Origin of the sequence: Nonomuraea monospora (genome assembly GCF_039531895.1) — a bacterium.
Taxonomy (GTDB): domain Bacteria; phylum Actinomycetota; class Actinomycetes; order Streptosporangiales; family Streptosporangiaceae; genus Nonomuraea; species Nonomuraea monospora.
The window spans coordinates 503,081-524,349 of sequence record NZ_BAAAQX010000001.1 but is presented as its reverse complement, the minus strand read 5'-3'; the positions used below and the strand labels follow the sequence as shown (position 1 = coordinate 524,349).

The 21,269-nt window shown below is 72.9% G+C and carries 17 protein-coding genes; 7 read left to right on the top strand and 10 right to left on the bottom strand.

The window, feature by feature from the left end; genetic code table 11:
- Positions 1 to 68 precede the first annotated feature (68 nt).
- Entirely contained in the window at positions 69 to 2,417 is a 2,349-nt protein-coding gene (locus ABD331_RS02395; protein WP_344470511.1) for a hypothetical protein, read from the top strand.
- Here ABD331_RS02395 and ABD331_RS02390 read toward each other — a convergent pair.
- The gene (locus ABD331_RS02390) at positions 2,407 to 3,042 is read right to left on the bottom strand and encodes a helix-turn-helix domain-containing protein (protein ID WP_344470509.1); all 636 of its coding nucleotides are present in this window, start codon (positions 3,040 to 3,042) and stop codon (positions 2,407 to 2,409) included. The genes ABD331_RS02395 and ABD331_RS02390 overlap by 11 nt on opposite strands.
- A 59-nt stretch (positions 3,043 to 3,101) precedes the next feature.
- Here ABD331_RS02390 and ABD331_RS02385 point away from each other — a divergent pair, with 59 nt between their 5' ends.
- A complete protein-coding gene (locus ABD331_RS02385; RefSeq protein WP_344470508.1) occupies positions 3,102 to 4,433 on the top strand; it encodes an erythromycin esterase family protein in 1,332 nt (443 codons plus the stop codon).
- A gap of 46 nt (positions 4,434 to 4,479) precedes the next feature.
- Here the strand turns inward: ABD331_RS02385 and ABD331_RS02380 are convergent, their stop codons facing one another.
- The 9 genes from ABD331_RS02380 to ABD331_RS02340 form a co-directional block, all read right to left on the bottom strand.
- Entirely contained in the window at positions 4,480 to 5,190 is a 711-nt protein-coding gene (locus ABD331_RS02380; RefSeq protein ID WP_344470507.1) for a sulfotransferase family protein, read from the bottom strand.
- Positions 5,187 to 6,965 (bottom strand): AMP-binding protein, encoded by a 1,779-nt coding sequence (locus tag ABD331_RS02375; RefSeq protein WP_344470506.1) that lies wholly within the window; start codon positions 6,963 to 6,965, stop codon positions 5,187 to 5,189. Before ABD331_RS02375 ends, ABD331_RS02380 begins: the two co-directional genes overlap by 4 nt.
- Positions 6,962 to 8,152: a hypothetical protein gene (locus ABD331_RS02370; protein ID WP_344470505.1), complete on the bottom strand. Its 1,191-nt coding sequence runs from the start codon at positions 8,150 to 8,152 to the stop codon at positions 6,962 to 6,964. Before ABD331_RS02370 ends, ABD331_RS02375 begins: the two co-directional genes overlap by 4 nt.
- 204 nt (positions 8,153 to 8,356) lie before the next feature.
- Entirely contained in the window at positions 8,357 to 11,554 is a 3,198-nt protein-coding gene (locus ABD331_RS02365; RefSeq protein WP_344470504.1) for a helix-turn-helix transcriptional regulator, read from the bottom strand.
- Positions 11,555 to 11,653: 99 nt separating this feature from the next.
- Positions 11,654 to 12,088: a GNAT family N-acetyltransferase gene (locus ABD331_RS02360; RefSeq protein WP_148433995.1), complete on the bottom strand. Its 435-nt coding sequence runs from the start codon at positions 12,086 to 12,088 to the stop codon at positions 11,654 to 11,656.
- A 46-nt stretch (positions 12,089 to 12,134) separates the two neighbouring features.
- Entirely contained in the window at positions 12,135 to 13,271 is a 1,137-nt protein-coding gene (locus tag ABD331_RS02355; protein WP_344470503.1) for an acyl-CoA dehydrogenase family protein, read from the bottom strand.
- 3 nt (positions 13,272 to 13,274) lie between these two features.
- Positions 13,275 to 14,180, bottom strand: a complete 906-nt coding sequence (locus ABD331_RS02350) for a hydroxymethylglutaryl-CoA lyase (protein WP_344470502.1) — start codon at positions 14,178 to 14,180, stop codon at positions 13,275 to 13,277.
- Positions 14,180 to 16,111 (bottom strand): acetyl/propionyl/methylcrotonyl-CoA carboxylase subunit alpha, encoded by a 1,932-nt coding sequence (locus ABD331_RS02345; RefSeq protein ID WP_344470500.1) that lies wholly within the window; start codon positions 16,109 to 16,111, stop codon positions 14,180 to 14,182. The genes ABD331_RS02350 and ABD331_RS02345 overlap by 1 nt, the downstream gene beginning before the upstream one ends.
- Positions 16,112 to 16,114: 3 nt before the next feature.
- The gene (locus ABD331_RS02340) at positions 16,115 to 17,668 is read right to left on the bottom strand and encodes a carboxyl transferase domain-containing protein (RefSeq protein WP_425565930.1); all 1,554 of its coding nucleotides are present in this window, start codon (positions 17,666 to 17,668) and stop codon (positions 16,115 to 16,117) included.
- A gap of 66 nt (positions 17,669 to 17,734) precedes the next feature.
- Between ABD331_RS02340 and ABD331_RS02335 the strand changes: the two genes are divergently transcribed.
- From ABD331_RS02335 to ABD331_RS02315, 5 genes are all read left to right on the top strand, one after another.
- Entirely contained in the window at positions 17,735 to 18,328 is a 594-nt protein-coding gene (locus ABD331_RS02335; protein WP_344470498.1) for an SACE_7040 family transcriptional regulator, read from the top strand.
- Between the two features lie 82 nt (positions 18,329 to 18,410).
- Complete coding sequence (locus tag ABD331_RS02330) at positions 18,411 to 18,974, top strand: PadR family transcriptional regulator (protein WP_344470497.1); 564 nt, start codon at positions 18,411 to 18,413, stop codon at positions 18,972 to 18,974.
- Positions 18,975 to 19,955: an ATP-binding cassette domain-containing protein gene (locus tag ABD331_RS02325; protein ID WP_344470496.1), complete on the top strand. Its 981-nt coding sequence runs from the start codon at positions 18,975 to 18,977 to the stop codon at positions 19,953 to 19,955. It abuts the gene before it with no gap.
- Positions 19,928 to 20,815: an ABC transporter permease gene (locus tag ABD331_RS02320; RefSeq protein WP_344470495.1), complete on the top strand. Its 888-nt coding sequence runs from the start codon at positions 19,928 to 19,930 to the stop codon at positions 20,813 to 20,815. The genes ABD331_RS02325 and ABD331_RS02320 overlap by 28 nt, the downstream gene beginning before the upstream one ends.
- 111 nt (positions 20,816 to 20,926) lie before the next feature.
- Positions 20,927 to 21,265 carry a hypothetical protein gene (locus ABD331_RS02315; protein ID WP_344470494.1) on the top strand — a complete coding sequence of 113 codons (339 nt, stop codon included), beginning with the start codon at positions 20,927 to 20,929 and terminating at the stop codon, positions 21,263 to 21,265.
- Positions 21,266 to 21,269 lie beyond the last annotated feature (4 nt).

The window sequence follows — 21,269 nt, the reverse complement described above, 5'->3', positions numbered from 1 at the left end:
TTTGCACCATTAGCCACATGCGTCACGGGCAGCACCACGCGGCTCACTGGGGAGGATAAGGTCCGCCGATGGAAGTCGAGTCATCGATCTGCCTGAGCGACCTAGTCCCTGCGCTGCGTTGGAGCCGCCCGCAGCAGGTGGCCGAGGCGCTGGGTGATCCGCGCCTGCCCGCGGGGTGGTGGTCCTCCGTCGCCCTGTCCAGGGCGCTGGGCACGGCGGGGCTCGACTGGATCTGCGAACGCCTGGCCCGGCTGGCCTCCTCCCGCTGGGACCACCTTCCGCTCGCCGACCTGCTGCCCGCGCTGACGGTTCACCACATCGACCCCTCGCTGCCCGGCTGGCCCGAGGCCACCCGCACGGCCGTCGCCGGGCTCGGCGGCTGGCAGCGGCTGCGCCGCCTGTCGCCCAGCGACCTGACGACTCCTTCGGCCACGCCCGAGGTCGTGATGGGGTCGGTCTTCCGCGAGATACTCGGCCGCATCCCGGCGCAGCGTGAGGCGCCCGCCGGTGTGCAGGGGGGTCATCCTGAGGTGACCCGGCCGCTCCAGGTCGGGCAGTCTCCTGCCGGTACGGGGGCGTTTCCCGCTCCTGTGGCCCGCCAGACCGGGTCGTTCCCCGCCGTCTCGCCCGAACGTCCCGCTTCCCCCGCGGACCGCCCCGCCCCGGCCGCCGATCGGCCCGTCTCGCCCGCTGATCGGCCCATCGCCGCCGCTGATCGGCCCGTCGCGCCCGCAGAGCGTCAGAGCGGTCCCTTCCCTGTCGCGCCCGCCGCCGACGCGACGCCCGGAGCGCGCCAGACCGGCCCGTTCCCCGGGGCGCCGCAGCCGGGTGACCGCCAGACGGGCTCGTTCCCGGCCGTTCCCGGTGACCGCCAGACGGGCTCTTTCCCCGGCGACCGGCAGACCGGCTCCTTCCCCGCCGTACCCGGCGACCGCCAGACGGGGTCCTTCCCCGCCGTGTCCGGTGACCGCCCGGCGGGATCCTTCCCCGGCGACCGGCAGACCGGCTCCTTCCCGGCCGTGCCTCCTGAACGTCAGACGGGCTCGTTCCCGGCACAACCCCAGGGCGGCCTGCCCCAACGCCCGGCGGCCCCCGGCCAGCAGGAACGCCTCCCGCAACGCCCCGCAGGCCCGCAATCCGGCCGCCAGGACACCGGCGCCCTCCCCACCCGCCCCGGCACACCGGCCACCCCCGGCTCGAACACCGGCGCACCCGGCTCGCGTCCCACCGGCTCCCCAGTCCCCGGCGCGCCCGCCCCGGCCTCCGGCGGCCCGCACACCGGCTCGATCCCGCCCATCCCCGGCGCCGCCGACCCCGCCAAGAGCCCCGCCTACGCCACCCCCGCCCCCTCGGACACCGACCACGCGATGGTCCGGGTCGTGGACAGCCTCTTCCGCAGCCTGGACAAGCTGGAGCTGGCCGTCGCCGTGCACCGCCTGTTCGCCGAGGACCCGGTCAGCCTGCGCACCCTCGCCCACAAGATGCTGGTCGAACGGGAGTCGCTCTCCCAGGCCCAGCGCACCGCCGAGGAACGCGTGCTGCAGTGGTTGCGCTCCTCCGAGTCCGCGCCGGTCACCGGCCACATGTTCCGCCTGACGGAGTGGCTGGGCGCGGCGGCCACCGAGGAGCAGCTCATCGGCGCCGACCCGGCGCACCCGGTCATGGTGCCGTCGCTGCGCACGCCGCTGTGGCGGGTGCTGGTGACGCTCATGCCCGACCGCCGCCTCCAGGACGGCTGGCTCGTCGTGGGCGACCTCCACGGTTTGCAGGCCCGTACGAGGCAGCTCCTGGCCGCCAGCCCCCCGGACGCCGACGTCGTGGAGCTGATGGGCGAGCTGGGCATCCGCGCCCATTCGGCGAAGGCCTGGTTCGACGCCCTGCCCACCGAGTCGGCCTCCGCTCAGGCGGCCGCGGCCTCGTCCCCCGCACAGCCTCTTCCCCGGCGCACGCCCGGCGCCAACGGCCACCATCATCGCGGCGGCCAGCCCGTGCCGGCCGCGACGGCGGGGTCCATCGACCCGTCCGCCGCGCTGGCGACGCTGTCGGCGCTGTCGGGTGGCCGCTCGCCGATGCTGCCCACGGGCGGCCTGGCGGGCGCCCCGTCCACGCCGCCCCCGCCGCTCCCGAGCCCGTCGTCGGACCCGCGCCGCTGGCAGCGCATCGAGGTCACGCCCGAGCACCTGCGGGGCGGGCCTGTGGCGGTGCCCGAGGGGTACGCGGCGCAGCTCGGCATGCGTCCCGGCACCCTGCTGTCGGTGACGGGGCCGGGCGACAACGCGATCGTCCTGGTCTGGCAGGGTCACCAGCCGGTCTTCGACTCGCTGCAGCCCGTCCTCATGCGCCTGAACGCCCGGCCGGGCGACCAGGTGTACGTCACGGTGGACGGCTACCGCCTGGAGGCCCAGCTCACGGCGTGACGCCTGCGCCGCCCCGGCCCTCGCCTGCGCCGCCCCGGCCCTCGTCGGGGCCACCCCCGCCCTCGTCGGCACCACCCCTGCCGTCGTCGGGGCCGCCCCGGTCCTCCGTCGGGAAGAAGATCGCGCTCATCAGGTACGGCCTGCGCTCCTCCCCCGGCCCGTTCCGCGCCCGCGCCCTGAGCACGTCCCGCAGCTCCAGCGCGACCTCCTCCATCTCCTCGGGCCTGAGCCACAACGTCCCCTGCCGGTAGCCCACGCGGTCGGCGGCCGGGTCGGCCCCCGGCCGCTCCAGATAGGCGTTGAACTCGGCGAGCAGCGCCGCCATGGCCGCCGCGAACCCGTGCCGGTGATCGTCCAGCGACATCGACCTGGCCGTGTCGAGGTCGATGTTCATGGCGTCCCGGCGCAGCCGGTAGTGCCGCTCCACCATCCCCCGCACCCGCTGCTCGCCCGCCACTTCCAGCAGCCCGCCGTCGGCCAGCAGGCCGACGTGCCGGTAGAGGGTGGTCTTGGGCACGTCGGGCAGGAGCTCACACAGCTCGGACGTGGTGCGGACGCGCTCACCCGACAGGGCCCACATGATGCGCAACCGGACGGGATGCAAGATCAACTCAAGGCTGTCCATGTCTCCAATATTCCCACATCTGGTACTGTTCCCAAAGTTGGTAATAGAAGGGAACCCAAGTGACCACGAACACACCCGCCGGCCTCAGCCAAGCGGCGGTGACACCCCTGAGCACCCTGGATCCCGCCGCCCCGCTCGACGATCTCACCTGGCTGGACGAGGCCATCGGCGACGCGCGGGTGGTGGCGATCGGCGAGAGCGCCCACTACAACCGCGAGTTCCACGAGCTGCGCCACCGCCTCCTGCGCTACCTCGCCGAACGGCACGGGTTCAGCGCGTACGTGATGGAGACCGGCTTCACCGAGGGCCGGCGGGCCGACGCCTGGGTCCTGGGCGGCGAGGACCACCTCGGCGAGGTCATGGCGCACGGCCTCACCTCGCTGATGGGGCTGTGGCGGCAGCTCGGCGCCCACCTGGAGTGGATGCGCCGGCACAACGCCACCGCCGCCCGCCCCGTCCGCTTCTACGGCGTGGACCTGGGCGGCCAGAACGCCTCCCTGCTCCCCGCCCTGGACGCCGTCCTCGCCTACCTCGCGCACGCCGACCCCGGCTTCCAGCCCGACCCGGCCCTCCGGGACACCGCCGCGTCCTTCGCCGCCACCTCCGCCTTCACCGCCCCCGCCGCCCTGGCCGCCTACGTCCAGCTCCCGCCCGAGCAGCAGAACGCCCTCACGGCGGGCCTGGCCGCCCTCGCCGCCCGCCTCAAGGGCCGCCGCCTGGACCACGTCCGCCACTCCACGCCCCAGCAGTACGAGGACGCCCTGCGCATCGCCAGCCAGCTCATCACCCTGGAGTCGGCCATCCGCGCCATGGCCGGCGGCGACGTCCAGAGCGCCATGTACAACCGCGACGCCGAGATGGCCGACACCGTCGAATGGATCCTCCGCCGGCAGGACCGCGTCGTCCTGGCCGCCCACAACGGGCACCTGCAGCGGTGGCCTGGCGAGCTGCCCGGCATGGGTCCCATGACACCGCTCGGCCTGCACCTGGCCGACCGGCTGGGCGACGACTACCTCGCCATCGGCACCACCGCGGGAACCGGCCACATCCTCAACTCCGACGCCGCCGCCTTCCAGTCCGGCACCCTCTTCGCGCCCATGGAAGCCCCCCGTCCCGGCAGCCTGGACGCCCTCATGCACGCCAGCCACGCCGGGCCCTTCGCCGCCGACCTACGCCGGTTGCCGCCCGCCGACGCCGACGCCGTGCGCGCCGCCACCGTGTATCGGACGGGGCTCGGTGAGCACTACGCGCCCATCAGCGCGATGGACGCCTTCGACGTCGTCGTACACCTGCCCCGGGTTACGGGGGCCGATCCGGACGAGGTGGCGGTCGCCTGCTCGCCCGAGGAGGTGCGGGAGGTCTTCTCCCGCTACAAGCCCGCAGTGACGTGACCCGGCAGCCCCTGCCGCGGGCCGTGGCACGTGCGTCGCGGGCCGCTCACCTGATCGCCGTATCCTGGGTGATCCGCGTCCTGCGCCGCAGCAGCGTCCGCCACCGCCGCTCGGCCGCCATCCGCCGGAACGCCGCGGCCTCGTTCAGATGAGGGAAGGGCTCGGACGGCACCGCCACGCCGAGGAAGCCGCACAACGGCTCCCACCCCTGACGCACGTCGAAGACGAGCAGCCGATCGGCCGGCACGCCCGCCACGACCTCGGCGTTGTGCCGCTCGAACACCTCCATGGCATGGGCACGGTCGAGGAACCTGCCGCCGAAGGTGTCCTCCCAGATCAACCGGCGGCAGACCGCCCTGCGCCGCCCCAGTGGCGGATGGAGCGAGTTCTCCAGCCGCATCACCAGCCCGGCCGGGCCGCGCCGGGGGGCCATGTAGCGGTAGATGGTCTGGTGGGCGCTGGCGTACCAGCGGGCCGGGTCGCGTACCGTGAGCACGACCTTGGCTTGTGGAAAGGCGGCGATCAGCTCGCGCCAGAAGGCGCAGGCGGGCCAGTCGACCGCGGCGCGGTAGGAGGCCAGGAACCGCTCCCAGCGCACCTGCCCACCGTGGACGGCCGTCTCCCAGCCGGTCACCATCTCCGGGTCCTCGGCCAGGGACGCCATGTGGTGGCAGGGGTCGTAGCCGAGGCGCTGCAGCGCGACCCGCAGCGAATAACTGCCCGTCCGCCCGAACCCGGCTCCGATGACCTCGATCATGTCGTCTCCGTTCCCATGTCACCGGCGTCTTCGAGCTGCCGCCTGAGCAGGTCCTTGCGGACCTTGCCCATGGCGGTGCGCGGGAGGGCCGGCACGGCACGCACCCGGGTGGGGTGGTACCAGGACGTCATTCCGCAGTCGGTCAGGAAGCGCCGCAGCTCCGCCACTTCGGGCGGCCCGGCCCCTGGCGCCGGCACGATGACGGCCGCCGCCCGCTGGCCGGCCCGCGGATCGTGGTACCCGACGACGGCCACCTCCCTGATGTCCGGATGGGCGTGCAGGGCCTCCTCCACGCTGAACACCGGCACGAGGCGGTTCTGGCACGAGATGCGCTCGGCCACCCGGCCCACGTGGCGCAACCCGCCGCGGCCGTCGTCGCGGGCCAGGTCGCCGCTGTGGTACCAGCCGCCGGTGTCGTCCGGCCGCCAGGCCAGGCCGGAGCCGTCGCGATCGACGGTGCCCAGGCACACCGAGGCGCTGCGCACCGCGATCTCACCGACCCCGTCCTCTCCCGCCCCGTCCTCGCGCATCCCGTCCTCGCGCATCCCGTCCTCGCGCATCCCGTCCTCGCGCATCCCGTCCTCGCGCATCCCGGATTGCCCCGTCCCAGCCTGACCCGGCGGCTCCAGGCGGAGCTCCACGCCGGGGCGTGGGCGTCCGATGCTGTGCTCGGCCCAGTCGGGCGGGTCGCCCTGCGTGGTGCTCGTGCAGGCGCTGGCCTCGGTGCTGCCCCACGCGTTGAGCAGCGGGACGCCGAACGCCTGGCGGATCAGCCGGGCCTGGTGGGCGTACAGCGAGGAGCCGAAGCTGATCGCGAGCCGCAGGCCGGTCAGCGGACGCGGCTCGGCGAGCTGGGCCTGGGCCAGCCGTTCCAGGCCGATGGGGGTGCTGGGCAGCCGGGCGACCTCGTAGGTGGCGATGAGGTCGAGCACAGCGCGCGGGTCATGGCAGTCGGCGAACACGGCGGGCCCGCGCGACAGCACCGTCGCGGCGATCACCTGCCGGTAACCGCGGGCGTAGGCCGGTGAGGCGAGCACCGCGCGTGCGGACGCCGCCGGCGCGGTGCTCGCCTCACCGGCGCGCTGTCCGCGAGCCAGGGCGGCGTGCGTGGTGTTGAAGCTGTGCAGCGCCCACGTGGGGTGGCCGGTGGTGCCGGAGCTGGCGTGCAGCAACGCCACCTCGTCGGGCCCCAGGGGCGTGGGCTCGCAGGTTCCCGGCGCGTCGCGCAGGCAGGCGCCGTAGTCGAGCGCTCCGGCCGGCAGGTCGTCGCCGATCACCACGAGATGGCGCAGCGCGGGCAGCCGCCCGGCCCGATCGGCCAGCGCCCGCGCCGGCTCGCTGTTCCCCCACCGGTCCACGGTGACCAGGACGCCCGCCGCCGTGGCGGCCAGCATGCGTTCGGCCTCCCGCGCGCCGGTGTCCACGTGCATGGGCATGAAGACCGCGCCCCGGTGGGCGCAGGCCAGGGCGAGCACCGCCAGCTCCCACCAGCTGGGGAGCTGGACGGCGACCACGTCGCCCCGGGCGATGCCCAGGCGGCTCAGCCCGGCGGCGTGCCGCTCGACGTGTCCGGCCAGCTCGGCGAAGGTGAGGCGGCAGACCCGCCGCTCCGCGTGCCGCCAGTTGATCAGCGCGACCCTGCCGGGAACGGTGGCCGCCGCGTCCCGCAGATCGTCCAGCGGGGTACGGTCGCGCCACCAGCCCTGCGCCCGGTACCGCGCGGCGACCTCCGGGCGCGGGCGCACCGCCGCGAACACCTCACTCAGCCCGTTCACAGGTACACCGGATGGGCCAGGCCGCCACGGGCGATGTTGAGCCGTTCACCGCCGGCCGCGCGCGACGCCGCCACCGCCAGGCGGCCGTTGACGGCCGCGAGCACGAGGTCGTGACGCAGCAGGGCACCGTCCGGAGACCGCATGACGGGCGCGGGGCAGTAGCTCTGCACCAGCCAGCGTCCGGCCAGCCCCGCGTCTACCGCGGTCGCCCAGTCGCGCGACTCCAGGCCCACGACCACGCCGCGGCCGCGCGTGTCCAGCGGGCGTTTGAGCACGTAGTCACCGGGCCGGGCACGGATCAGGCGCACCGTGGCGGCGTCGCAGGCGGCGAGGTTTCGCGACCAGGGGATGCTGCCGCGCACCAGCGCGAGATCGGCCGGGTCGAACAGGTCGGCGTAGCGCGGGTCGGACAGCACGGCCAGGCACAGCTTGTTGTCGCCGATGAGACGCCCGTGCAGGCCGTTCTGCACGAACAGCGCGCCGGAGCGGACCGCCCGCACGTAGGGCTCCAGCTCTGGCCGCAGCCGTGCGAAGTCCCGCATCCCGATCTTGGCGTACGCGCACCGCACCGCTTCGCCCCGGACGAGCACCCGGTCGCCGGCCAGCCGCACCTCGCGAGGATCCGCCTCGACCACGCGCACCCCCAGCCCGGCCAGCGCGGCGAGGTAGCGGCTGAACTCGGTGCGGTGCCCGCCCTCGGGACGCAGCAACGCCACGACGTCCGGACGCCGCCCGGTCTCCTGCTCGGCCGCCTCCACGAGCCAGCGGCCGACCCAGTGCGGGGCCTCTCCCGGCAACGGCGGCGGCAGCCGCAGACCGCCCGTGGTCAGCAGCGGGCGCCACCGCGCGGCCAGGCCGCCCACCCCCATGCCGCCCGGGCAGTTGGCGTTGGTCTCCAGCACCTTCAGCCCGCCGTCCGGCTGTGGCATGGTGTCCAGCCGCATCACGTGCACGCGCCCGGCCGCGATAGCCTCCCCGGCGAACTCCTCCGGCCGCAGCGCCGCCGGCCAGGCCAGCACCTCGCGCAGCCGCTCGTCCTGGGGGTAGACGGCCACGACCGTCTCGATGAGCCGGTGGTAGGCGGCCACCAGCCGCTCCAAGGGCTCTCGCCTGCCGGATCTGACGCACAGCGGGGACGCGGCGGGAACCCCGTCCGTGGGCGGGCGGGCGCCGCTCTCGGCCATCACCCGGCGAACCCTGGCGGGAAACCCCTCATCCCAGCCGGGCCAGCGTGCGGATCGCCCCGGAACCTCGGCCGCCATTGTGGATCGAGACATAAGTCCAGCTTGACCCGCCTCGACACACCAGCACAATAACTTTCTGTAACTTTCTCTATACTCTCCGCAACCATGCGGGCGCATGGCCCTCAGAATCAGCGGGGGCGACCCGCCTCAGTCGAACAGGCGCAGGCGGTGGGCCGTGGCTGCGGCCTCGCCGCGGGTGGCCACTCCCAGCTTGGCCAGGATGTTGGACACGTGCACACTCACCGTCTTGATCGAGATGACCAGCACCTCGGCGATCTCCCGGTTGCTGCGCCCGTTCGTCACCTCCCGCAGCACCTCCAGCTCGCGAGCCGTGAGCCCGAGCGGCTGCCCGCCGCCAGCCTCCTCCCCGCCGGGGCCGCCACCGGGGCCGCCGCCGACGCCGCCGATCCTGGCTCGCCGTCCGAACACGTCGAGCTGTTCCAGCAGCGGCGTCGCCCCCAGCTCGCGTGCCAGGTCGCGGGAGCGGGTCAGCCGGGCCGCCGCCCCCTGCCGGTCGCCCGCCGCGAGCGCCGCCTGCGCCGCCGCCACGAGACAGAGCGCCTCGGCGTACGGCTCCCGCAGCGCCTCCCACGCACCCACCGCCAGGTCCCACGCCTTGAGCCGCCAGGCGATCACCTCTGCGGCGTTCTCCAGCGGCGTCTCCGGCCCGGTCAGGGCGTCGAATGTGAGCTGGTGCGCCTGCTGCAGATCGCCCTCGACCAGCAGCGTCCCGCCGAGCGCCCGGAGCCGCGGCACCAGCGACAGCGCGAGCCGCGCGACAGGGCCGAGCGACGCGACCTCCACCGGGAAGCCCGCCCCGCCGGAGCGCGAATGGATATCCGCCTCGCTGGAGCCCGGAGGGGCGCCCGCCGCACCAGAGCCCACCGAAGAGGCCCCTTCACCGGAGCCCGCCCCGCCGGAGCCTGACGCGACACCCGCCCCGCCGGAACCCGACACGACGCCCGCCCCGCCGGAGCCCGACGCGACGCCCGCCCCGCCGGAGCCCACGGCGGCCCCCATGAGGCGGGCCGTCGGCACCACCGCCCACACGAGCTGCGCCACAGCCACCAGCACCGGCCACGAGTACCGCGGGCTGCTCACCAGATCGCGCTCCTCCAGCGCCCGCACCGCCGCCTCCACCGCCTGGTCGAGCTGCCCCCGGGCCTGCAGCAGCCGGATCTCCCTGCACAGATGCGGCAGGGTGGTCTGATCCCGGTAGCTGCCCCGCGACAGCACGCTGCGCGAGGCGTCCAGCAGCTTCTCCGCCCGGTCGTACTGCCCGCGGGCCAGCGCGATGTCGGCGGCGAAGCCCTGGAGGCTGGCGCGGTAGGGGGCGGGCGGGGCGAGCTCCAGCGCGTGCTCGACGACTTCGAGCGCCTCGTCCCAGCGCCCGAGCGACACCAGCGGCTCGGCCAGGTTGATCGACAGGAAGGTGCCCGACGTGCGGGCCAGGCCGTACTGGCGGGCCTCCTCGACGCCCTCGCGGGCGACCTGGGCGGCCCGCTCGTGCAGGCCGGCGCCTTCCAGCGCGTCGGACTCGGAGATGGCGCACCGCATCAGCGCGTTGTACGCCTCGCCGCGCCGGGCGATGCGGCGGGCCTCCGCGAACGCGGTGAGCTGGGCGTCCATGTCGGCGTAGCAGGAATGCCCCCAGGTGAGGCTGATCAGCGCGTGGGCCTCGACGTTGGTGTCGCCCACCTCGTGGCCGATCTCCATCGCGAGCCGGGCGGTGGCCTGCCGCTCCGGCCGGTCCTTCTGCAGGTGCAGCATGCGCGACAGGCTCTCCAGCACCTGGCCGCGCAGCTTGAGCTGGTCGGCGGGGACGAGGGCGGCGGCCTGGCGCAGGTCTTCGACGTGGCCGGGGCGGCTCAGGTCGTAGCGGGTGAGGCCGCGCTGGCGCAGCAGCATGGCGGCCCTGATCGGCTCGACGCAGTGGTCGAGCTCTTCGAGCGCGGCGGTCGCCATGGCGATGCTCCGCTCGTACTCGCCGGACAGGTGAGCGACGGTGGCGGTCTGCCTGAGCACGTCGATGCGGTCGCCGCCGATGCGTTCGGCCGCGTCGGGCACCTGGTCCCACAGCTCCAGCACGCGGGAGAGCATGCGGAGCTGCTCGTCGTAGGCGGTGGACTTGCGGGCGGCGGCGGCGGCGCGCCAGGCGCTGATGAGCGCCCAGGTGGAGTCGTGGGCGGAGTGCCAGTGGTGGGCCAGCTCGATCGCGCCGCGCGGGGCGGGCAGGATCGACAGGTCGCGCTCCAGCGCCTCGGCGTAGCGGGTGTGCAGGCGGACGTGCTCGCCGGGCAGCAGGTCGTCGTGGAGCGCCTCGCGGATGAGCGCGTGGCGGAAGCTGTAGCCCTCGCCGTCGACGACGAGCACGTTGCCGGCGACGGCGGGCCGCAGCGCGCGTGACAGCGCGTTCTCGTCGAGCCCGGCGACGGCGCTGAGCAGGGCGTGCTCGATGCGCTGGCCGCCGGCGCTGGCGACCCGCAGCAGCTCCTGCGTCTCCTCCGGCAGCCGCTCGACGCTGGCCAGCAGCAGGTCGCGCAGCGACTCGGGCAGCGCCTCGCCGCCGCCGCACTCGTTGAGCAGCGCCTCGACGAACAGCGGGTTGCCCTCGCTGCGCGCGTAGATCAGGTCCATGTCGACGGTGGACGGCTCGCGCTCCAGGATCCCGGCCGCCAGGGCGACGGCCTCCTTGCGGGTGAGCCGGCGCAGCTCGGACCTGGTCACCCACTCGACCCGGCCCAGCTCGGCGAGCAGCGGCCGCAGCGGGTGGTTGCGGTGCAATTCGTCGGTGCGGTAGGTGACCACGAGGAGCAGGCGGGCCGCCGTACGCTGATAGCGCACGAGGAACGTCAGCAGGTCGCGGGTGGAGCGGTCGGCCCAGTGCGCGTCCTCCACGATCAGCACCACGGGGCGTTCCTCGGCCAGCCGCTCCAGCAGCCCGAGCACCTGCTCGAACAGCCGCGCCCTGGCCTCGGGCCCGTCCTTGCCCGGCTCGCCGAACTCGGGCAGCAGCCGCGCCAGCCCGCGCGCGTTGCCGCCGGGCACGAGCGCGGCCACCGCGTCGCGGCCCAGCTCGCGCACCAGCCCGCGCAGCACGGCGGTGAACGGCGCGAACGGCAGGCCCTCCGTGCCCAGCTCCAGGCAGCCGCCGACGAGCACCAGCGCGCCGTCGGCCCGGTGCTCGACGAACTCTTTGATCAGCCGGGTCTTGCCGACCCCGGCCTCGCCGCCCACCAGCACGGTGGACGACGCCCCGGCGCGCGATCTGACCAGGGCGTCACCGAGAGCGGCTAGCTCGCGGGCACGCCCGACGAACAGGGGGCTCACGGCGTGGATACTCACGCCCTAAGGATGCCATCCGTGCACGACAGAAACGTTCCCGAGGCCGCCCCTTCGCGCTCAGCGCAGAACCACAGCGCAGAACCACACAGAACTACACGCTCAGCGCAGGACCTTGCGGAAGAACGTGGCAGAAGCCTCGTACCCCAGCGCGTGGTAGAACTCCGGCGCCCGCCGCGTCGCCATCGCCACGTACCCCGCCTCGCGCGACCGGGCCCACCGCTCGAACTCCTCCAGCAGCGCCCGCCCGATCCCCTGCCGCCGCGACCCGGACCCGACCATGGCCTCCTCGACCCAGGCGACGGGCCCGTTGGCGAAGAGCGTCAGGTGCACGAACCCGAGCAGGTACCCGTGGACCCGCCCGTTCACGACGGCGGTGAGCAGCAGGGCGTCGTCGTTGGCCAGCAGCGCGGGCAGCGCGGCGTCGAAGGCGTCGCGCTCGGGCCTGAAGGTCAGGCCGAACTCGCGGGCCAGCGCGAACACCTCGTCCGCGTCCGACTTCTCCGCCCTCCTGATGAGAAGATCGTCAGCCGTCATGACCAACGACCCTAGATCGTCGTGTGCGCATCACGCAAACACCTGTTCACAGGTCGCCCAGCCCGAGTTGCCTGGCGATGAGCATCCGCTGCACCTCGCTGGTGCCCTCGCCGATCTCCAGGATCTTGGCGTCGCGGTAGAAACGGCCGACGGGGAACTCGTTCATGAACCCGTAGCCGCCGAAGATCTGCGTCGCGTCCCTGGAGTTGTCCATGGCCGCGTTCGAGGAGACCAGCTTGGCGATCGCCGCTTCCTTCTTGAACGGCACCCCGGCCAGCATCTTCTCGGCCGCGTGGTAGTAGGCCAGGCGGGCGGTGTGGGCGCGGGCCTCCATGTCGGCGATCTTGAACTGGATGGCCTGGTAGTGGCCGATGGGGTGGCCGAACGCCTTGCGGTCCCTGACGTAGCGCAGGCACTCGTCCACGCAGCCCTGCGCGAGCCCGACGCCGATCGCGCCGATCGCGATCCGTCCCTCGTCGAGGGTCTGCAGGAACTGGGCGTAGCCTCGGCCGCGCTCGCCCAGCAGGTTCGCGGCGGGGACGCGGCAGTCGGTGAACGACAGCTCCCGGGTGTCGGAGGCGTTCCAGCCGACCTTGGAGTACTTCTTCGACACGGCGAACCCGGGCGTGCCGCTCGGCACCAGGATGGTGGAGATCTCCCGCTCGCCGGTGAGGGCGGCCACGCCGACGACGCCGGTGATGTCCGTGCCGGAGTTCGTGATGAACGCCTTGGTCCCGTTGAGCACCCATTCGTGGCCGTCCAGCACGGCCGTGGTGCGCATCCCGCCCGGCACGTCGGAGCCGCCGCCCGGCTCCGTGAGCCCGAACGCGCCCAGCCGCTCCCCCGCCGCCAGGCCGGGCAGCCAGTGCCTGCGCTGCTCCTCGGTGCCGAAACGGAAGATCGGCATCGCGCCCAGCGACACCGCCGCCTCCAGGGTGACCGCCACGCTGGAGTCGACCCTGGCCAGCTCCTCCAGGGCCAGGCAGAGGGCGAAGTAGTCGCCGCCCATCCCGCCGTACTCCTCGGGGAACGGCAGGCCGAACAGCCCCATGCCGCCCATCTGCCGCACGACGTCGTACGGGAACTCCTCCCGCTCGTAGAAGTCGCCGATCACCGGGGCGACCACGTCGCGGGCGAACGCCTCGACCGTCTTGCGCAGCTCTTCGTACTCGTCGTTGAGCATGTCTCAGCCTTTCGAAAGCGCCTGTACGACGCGGGACGGGCTGGGCCTGCCGAGCAGCTCCGCCAGCCAGGCGCTGGTGGACACGAGCTTGCCCAGGTCGAGGCCGGTCTCGATGCCGAGCCCGCGCAGCATCCAGACCAGGTCCTCGGTGGCCAGGTTGCCGGTGGCGGAGTCGGCGTACGGGCAGCCGCCGATGCCGCCCGTGGAGGCGTCGATGGTGGTGACGCCCGATCTCAGCGCTGCCAGGGTGTTGGACAGCGCCTGTCCGTAGGTGTCGTGGAAGTGCACGGCCAGCCGCTCCGGCGTGCGGAAGGCCTCGATCAGCGCGGTGACGTGGCCGGGGGTGCCGACGCCGATGGTGTCGCCGAGCGACAGCTCGTAGCAGCCCAGCCCGAGCAGCCGCTCGCCGACCTGGACGACCTGCCCGATCGGCGTGGGCCCCTCCCAGGGGTCGCCGAAGCACATGGACACGTACGCGCGCACCTTGACCCCGTTGTCCAGCGCCCTGGCCACGACCGGCTCGAACATCTCGAACTGGCTCTCCAGGCTGCGGTTCAGGTTCTTGGCGGCGAACGTCTCGGTGGCGCTGGCGAAGATGGCGATCTCGTCCACGCCCAGGCCGAGGGCGCGGTCGAGGCCGCGCAGGTTCGGCACGAGCACGGGGTAGCGCACGCCTGGCTTCCTGTGCAGCCTGGTCAGGAGCTGGTCGGCGTCGGCGAGCTGCGGCACCCACTTCGGGTGCACGAAGCTGGTCGCCTCGATCACCTTGTGCCCCGCGTCGGCGAGCCGTTCGATGAACGCGGCCTTCACCTCGACGGGGATGACCGCGGACTCGTTCTGCAGGCCGTCGCGCGGGCCGACCTCGTAGATCGTGACCTGGTGCGGAAGACCTTCCATCGGGTACGGCATCACGCCTCCTCGCTCGTTACGACGGCCAGGACGGCGTCCATGTCGACCGGCTGGCCGGCCCGCACGGGCAGCTCGGAGACGACGCCGTCGTGCGGGGCCGTGACCGTGTGCTCCATCTTCATGGCCTCCACGATGAGCAGCGGCTGGCCCTGGCTCACCCGTTCGCCCTGCTGCGCCTTGACCACCAGGACGGTGCCTGGCATGGGGCTTCTGACCACGCCGTCGGCCGCCGTGGCCGCTCCGGCGCGGTCGCCCGGGTCGCCGATGAGGTGGCGGGTGAACGTCCAGGACGCGCCGTCCCGTCCGAGCCAGAGGGTGTCGCCGTCGCGTACGCACAGGTAGCGGGCGGTGCGCCCGCCGAGCGTGACGGCCAGGTCGGCGCCCGGCCTGATGCGCGCGGGCACCGCCGCGCCGTCGATCAGGACGTCGGCGGACTCCTCCGGCAGGCCGCGGACCTGGATCGGGTGCACGCCGTCCCTGGACTCCAGCCGCCACGTCGTCCAGGCCCGCTCCCCGATCCGCCACCCGTCGGTGACCTCCCACGGGTCGGCGCCCCGCGGCCTGGCGTGGAAGACGAGCGCCGCCGCGGCCAGGACCTCCGCGGGTGGCGTCTCGTCCGGCACCAGGCCGGGCGAGGCGCGTTCGACCAGGCCGGTGTCCAGCTCGCCCGCCACGACGGACGGGTGGGCGGCCAGGGCGCGCAGGAACGGGATGTTGGTCACGACGCCGAGGACGGCCGTCTCCGCCAGCGCCCTGTCCAGCGTCGCGAGCGCCGTCCGCCGGTCGGGCGCCCAGGCGATCACCTTGGACAGCATGGGGTCGAACTCGCTGCCGACGACGCCGCCCTCCACCAGCCCGGAGTCCACCCGCACGCCGTCACGGGCGGGCTCCCGCAGCGCCAGCACCCGGCCGCCCGTCGGCAGGAAGCCGCGCGCCGGGTCCTCGGCGTACACCCGCGCCTCCACGGCGTGCCCGTCGAGCCGCACGTCCTCCTGCCCGAACGGCAGCGCCTCGCCCGCCGCGACCCGCAGTTGCAGCTCCACCAGGTCCAGCCCCGTCACCAGCTCGGTGACCGGGTGCTCGACCTGCAGCCGGGTGTTCATCTCCATGAAGTGGTAGGCCCCGCTGGCGCCGTCCACGATGAACTCGACCGTGCCCGCCCCCACGTACCCGACCGAGCGGGCGGCCTCCACCGCCGCCGCGCCCATGCGGGCCCGCATCCCGGCCGGGACGAACGGCGACGGCGCCTCCTCGATGATCTTCTGGTGCCTGCGCTGGAGGCTGCACTCGCGCTCGCCCAGGTGCACGACGTTGCCGTGGGTGTCGGCCAGGACCTGGATCTCGATGTGGCGGGGGTTCTCGACGTACCGCTCGATCAGCAGCGTCCCGTCGCCGAACGCGGCCCGCGCCGTGCGCCGCGCCGACTCCAGGGCGTCGGGCAGCTCGGCCGCCGACCGTACCAGCACCATGCCCTTGCCCCCGCCGCCCGCCGACGGCTTGATCAGGGCGGGGAAGTCGCGCCAGCCCTCCAGGCCCGGCTCGGCCGCGCCCGGCACGACGGGCACCCCGGCGGCGGACACGGTGGCCTTGGCGCGGATCTTGTCGCCCATCGCGTCGATGGCGCCGGCGGGCGGCCCGACGAACACCACGCCCGCCTCGGCGCAGAGCCGGGCGAACGCGGCGTTCTCGGCGAGGAAGCCGTAACCGGGGTGCACGGCCTTGGCCCCCGAGGCCAGCGCCGCGCCGGCCATGGCCTCGGCGTCCAGGTAGCGCGGCACCTCAAGGGCGAGGTCGGCCTCGCGGACGTGCCTGGCGTCCGCGTCGGACGGCGTGTGCACGGCCACGGACGTGATGCCGAGCCTGCGCAGGGTGCGCGCGATCCGTACGGCGATCTCGCCCCTGTTGGCGATCAGAACACGGTCGAACAGCATGCGTCACATCCGGAAGACGCCGTAACCGGCGGGCTCGAGCGGCGCGTTGGCCGCCGCGGACAGCGCCAGGCCGAGGACCGTGCGGGTGTCGAGCGGGTCGATCACACCGTCGTCCCAGAGCCTGGCCGTGGAGTAGTAGGGGTTGCCCTGGTGCTCGTACTGGGCGCGGATCGCGTCGGGGTCGGCGTCGCCGACCGTGGTGAGGACGTTCGCGGCCTGCTCGCCGCCCATGACGGAGATGCGCGCGTTCGGCCACATCCACAGGAACCGGGGCGAGTACGCCCGCCCGGCCATCGCGTAGTTGCCCGCGCCGAACGACCCGCCGATCACCACCGTGAACTTCGGCACGCGGGCGCACGACACCGCCGTCACCATCTTGGCGCCGTGCTTGGCGATGCCGCCCGCCTCGTAGGCCTTGCCGACCATGAAGCCGCTGATGTTCTGCAGGAACAGCAGCGGGATGCGGCGCTGGTCGCACAGCTCGATGAAGTGCGCGCCCTTCATCGCCGATTCACTGAACAGGATGCCGTTGTTGGCCACGACGCCCACCGGGTGGCCGTGGACGTGGGCGAAGCCGGTGACGAGCGTCGAGCCGTACTCGGCCTTGAACTCCAGGAAGCGGGAGCCGTCGACGAGCCTGGCGATCACCTCGCGCACGTCGTACGGCTGCCTGGTGTCGGCGGGCACGAGGCCGTACAGGTCGCGGGGGTCGTGACGGGGCGGCTCGGGCGCGATCGTCTCCCACGGGCGTCCGGCGCGCGGGGCCAGCGTGGAGACGATGTCGCGGACGATGGCCAGGGCGTGCGCGTCGTCCTCGGCCAGGTGGTCGGTGACGCCGCTGACGCGGGCGTGCAGGTCGCCGCCGCCCAGCTCCTCGGCGCTGACCTCCTCGCCGGTGGCCGCCTTCACCAGGGGCGGGCCGCCCAGGAAGATCGTGCCCTGGCCGCGGACGATGACCGCCTCGTCGCTCATCGCGGGCACGTACGCGCCGCCGGCCGTGCACGAGCCGAGCACGGCGGCGATCTGCGGGATGCCGCGCGCCGACATCGTGGCCTGGTTGTAGAAGATGCGCCCGAAGTGCTCGCGGTCGGGGAACACCTCGTCCTGGCGGGGCAGGAACGCTCCACCGGAGTCGACGAGGTAGACGCAGGGCAGGCGGTTGTGCAGCGCCACCTCCTGCGCGCGCAGGTGCTTCTTGACGGTGATCGGGTAGTACGTGCCGCCCTTGACGGTGGCGTCGTTGGCCACGATCACGCATTCACGCCCGGAGACGCGGCCGACGCCGGTGATGATGCCGGCGGCGGGGGCCTGGTCGTCGTAGAGGCCGTTCGCGGCCAGCGGCGACAGCTCCAGGAAGCGGGAGCCTGGGTCGAGCAGGCCGTCGACGCGGTCGCGCGGCAGCAGCTTGCCGCGCTCGACGTGCCGCTGCCGCGACCGCTCCGGGCCGCCGAGCGCGGCGGTCGCGAGGCGTTCGAGCAGCTCCGCGGACAGCCGTTCGTTGAGCTCGGCGTTGCTCTTGTACGCCTCGCTCGCGGGCTCCGCAGCCGTCTTCAGCACCGGCCAGTCGCTCCTCATGACACCAGATGTTAGTCACCATTAACGTCATCGTCTAGCATGTGAGACGTGACCACCGCCTCTGACACCCCTACCCGCAGCCGGCGCAACAGGCGCGCGGAGATCCTGGAGGCGGCCGCCCGGCTGTTCGCGGCGCGCGGTTTCCACGGCGTCTCGATCGAGGACATCGGCGCCGCGGTCGGCGTCTCGGGCCCGGCCCTGTACCGCCACTTCGACGGCAAGGACGCGCTGCTGTCGGAGATGCTGCTCGACGTCAGCTCCCGGCTGCGCGAGTCGGCCGTCGCCGTCGTGACCCGCTCGGCGGGCCCGGAGGAGACCCTGGACGCCCTGCTCGACGTGCAGATCACGTTCGCGACGGACCACCCGGCGCTGATCACCGTGCACGACAGGGAGCTGGGCAACGTGCCGGAGCCCGCCCGCCGGCAGATCAGGCGGCTGCAGCGGCTCTACGTCGAGGAGTGGGTGACGGTGCTGGCCGAGCTGCACCCCGCCTGCCCGGCGGCGCGGCTGCGCGCGGCCACGCACGCGGTGTTCGGCCTGCTGAACTCGACCCCGCACAGCGCGGGCGAGCTGCCCGCGCAGGACATGCGCCCGATGCTGCACACGATGGCCCGCGCGGCCATTGCCGCCTGCGCCCGTTAAGGCTTATTAACTTCCAGCGTTCGCCTTGTTGGCTCAACTATCTAGATATATCGTCACAATATCTCGATAGTTGGAGGCGATCATGCACGACCATCCCGACTACTGGGACGCCCCCCTGTCCCCGCCGCCGCCCCCCTTCCCCGGCCCTTTCCCGCCGGGAGCGCCACCCCTGCCCCACCACGTCGTCCACTGGGAGCAGGCCACGCCCCGCATCCGCCGCGGCGACGTCAGAGCGGCCCTGCTGGCCCTCCTCCACGAGGGGCCGCAGAACGGCTACCAGATGATCCAGGGCATCGAGGAACGCAGCCGCGGCGTGTGGCGGCCCAGCCCCGGATCGGTCTATCCCGCGCTGCAGCAACTGGAGGACGAAGGGCTCGTCACCGGGGACGAGGCGGGCGGGAGCCGTACGTACCGGCTGACCGAGCAGGGCCGCGCCCACGCCGCCAGGCACGCGCGGGAGGCGCCATGGGACGAGGTGGCCCGCACCGTCCCCGACGACCACCACGAGCTGCGGCTGCTGTGGGCCCAGCTCAACGAGGCCTTCGGCCACCTGGTCCGCACCGGCGGCGAACGGCAGCTCGCCGAGGCCAAGAAGCTGATCAAGCAGACCCGCAAGTCCGTCTTCCAGATCCTCGCGGAGGACTAGATGGCCGCGGACGCGGCGGTGACCGTACGCGGGTTACGGAAGGCGTACGGGAAGGTCGAGGCCGTCAAGGGCGTCGACTTCGAGGTGCGCCCCGGCGAGGTCTTCGGATTCCTCGGCCCGAACGGCGCCGGCAAGACCACCACCATCAGCATGCTCTGCACCCTGGTCAACCCCACAGGCGGCAGCGCCACGGTGGCCGGGCACGACGTCGTCAAGGCGCGCGACGAGGTGCGCAGGAACATCGGCCTCGTCTTCCAGGACCCCACCCTCGACGGCTACCTCAGCGCCGAGCAGAACCTGCGCTTCCACGCCGAGCTGTACGGCGTACCCAAGGCCGCGGTCGCCGACCGCATCCGCAAGGTCATGGAGATGGTCGCGCTGTGGGACCGCAAGGACGCCAAGGTGAACACGTTCTCCGGCGGCATGAAACGGCGGCTGGAGATCGCGCGCGGCCTGCTGCACTCGCCGCGCGTGCTCTTCCTGGACGAGCCCACCGTCGGCCTCGACCCGCAGACCCGCTCGGCCATCTGGGGCTACATCAACCAGCTCCGCCTGGTCGAGGACATCACCATCTTCATGACCACCCACTACATGGACGAGGCCGAGTACTGCGACCGGATCGCCATCATCGACCACGGCGAGCTCGTCGTCATCGACTCCCCCGAGGCGCTCAAGGCCAGCGTCGGCAAGGACCGCGTACAGATCCAGACCGCCGACGACACCGCCGCCATCAAGGCCCTGCGGGAGCGGTTCGGGCTGGAGGCGGCCGTGCACGAGGGCGCGGTGACGTTCGCCGTCGCCTCCGGCGAGGAGTTCGTGCCCCGCCTGTTCGCCGAGCTCGGCATGCCGATCACCTCCGTCAGCGTCTCGCGGCCGTCCCTCGACGACGTGTTCATGTCCTACACCGGCTCCACGATCCGCGACGCCGAGGCGGGCGCCGACAACATGACGACGTGGATGAGAGCGATGGCGAGGCGATAGCCATGGCCACAGAGGCCATCAGCGTCCGGGTCCCGGCCCGCAGCGCCGGGCACGACCTCCGGGCCGTCAAGATCGTGCTGCACCGCGAGATGCTGCGGTTCGTCAACGACCGCACCCGCATGCTGTCCATGCTCGTCCAGCCCGTGCTCTGGCTGTTCGTCATGGGGACGGGGCTGGGGTCGCTGGTCCGCGGCTCCATCCCCGGCGTCGACTACCGGACCTTCATGTACCCGGGCATGATCTCCATGACCGTCATCATGACGGCCATGTTCTCGGCCGGGTCCATCGTGTGGGACCGCGAGTTCGGCTTCCTGCGCGAGATGCTCGTCGCCCCCGTCTCCCGCAGCGCCATCGTGGTCGGCAAATGCCTCGGCGGCGCCGTCGTGGCCGTTGGGCAGGGCGTCGTCATCGTGGCCATGGCCGGGCTGGTGGGGGTGCCGTACGCGCCCGGCCTGATCGTCACGCTGCTGCTGGAGATGTTCCTGGCGGCGTTCACCATCACCGCCTTCGGGGTGACGCTGGCCGCCCGGATGAAGAACATGCAGACGTTCTTCGGGCTCATGCAGATGGCGATCATGCCGATGATGTTCCTGTCGGGGGCGATGTTCCCGCTCGCCAACCTGCCTTCGTGGCTGCACGTGCTCACGGTGGTCAACCCGATGACGTACGCGGTGGATCCGATGCGGCAGGCCGTGTTCGCCTACCTGGACGTGCCGGCGGTGGCTGAGGCGGTGCTGAATCCGGGGGTGCGGTGGTTCGGGGACTTCCGGGTGCCTGTGGTGCTTGAGCTGGGGATCGTGGCGGGGTTGGGGGCGGTTCTGCTGGGGGTGGCCGTGCTTCAGTTCAGGAAGGCCGAGTAGGTCTAGGTTCCGTTTACGTATCCACCTGCGGTCGATCTTGTACGGAGGGTAGCTTTCCCGATGTGCCGCGCGGCTCGCCCCCTTCTCCCTCCGAGCATAGGAGAGCATCCGATGTTGGATCTCCAAGAGAAGTACCTTGACCTGGAAGCCAGGGTCGAAGCCCTCGAAGGGGCTACTGTGCGCATCGACAAGCTCGGCGAGCAGGTAGGCGAGCTGACGCAGCAGGTCGGCGATCGGCTGGATGAGGTCGACCATCGCGTCTCGCTGCTCGGCAGCCAGATCGACCTGCTCAGGACGAGCACCTACGAGTCGAGCGACGGCATAGCGAAGATCCTCAAGGACAGCAGCCGCCGCGACCTACGGATCGACAAGGTGGAGAAGGGGCTCGACAGGATCGAGGCACTCCTCGTCCGCATCGACGCCAAACTCCCCGACGACCAACCCGCCTAAAGAA

Coding starts and splice junctions, on each gene's coding strand:
- ABD331_RS02330 (WP_344470497.1), top strand. CDS start 18,411: ATGCACGACCATCCCGACTACTGGGACGCCCCCCTGTCCCCGCCGCCG.
- ABD331_RS02380 (WP_344470507.1), bottom strand. CDS start 5,190: ATGATCGAGGTCATCGGAGCCGGGTTCGGGCGGACGGGCAGTTATTCG.
- ABD331_RS02345 (WP_344470500.1), bottom strand. CDS start 16,111: ATGCTGTTCGACCGTGTTCTGATCGCCAACAGGGGCGAGATCGCCGTA.
- ABD331_RS02350 (WP_344470502.1), bottom strand. CDS start 14,180: ATGCCGTACCCGATGGAAGGTCTTCCGCACCAGGTCACGATCTACGAG.
- ABD331_RS02355 (WP_344470503.1), bottom strand. CDS start 13,271: ATGCTCAACGACGAGTACGAAGAGCTGCGCAAGACGGTCGAGGCGTTC.
- ABD331_RS02395 (WP_344470511.1), top strand. CDS start 69: ATGGAAGTCGAGTCATCGATCTGCCTGAGCGACCTAGTCCCTGCGCTG.
- ABD331_RS02315 (WP_344470494.1), top strand. CDS start 20,927: ATGTTGGATCTCCAAGAGAAGTACCTTGACCTGGAAGCCAGGGTCGAA.
- ABD331_RS02360 (WP_148433995.1), bottom strand. CDS start 12,088: ATGACGGCTGACGATCTTCTCATCAGGAGGGCGGAGAAGTCGGACGCG.
- ABD331_RS02390 (WP_344470509.1), bottom strand. CDS start 3,042: ATGGACAGCCTTGAGTTGATCTTGCATCCCGTCCGGTTGCGCATCATG.
- ABD331_RS02325 (WP_344470496.1), top strand. CDS start 18,975: ATGGCCGCGGACGCGGCGGTGACCGTACGCGGGTTACGGAAGGCGTAC.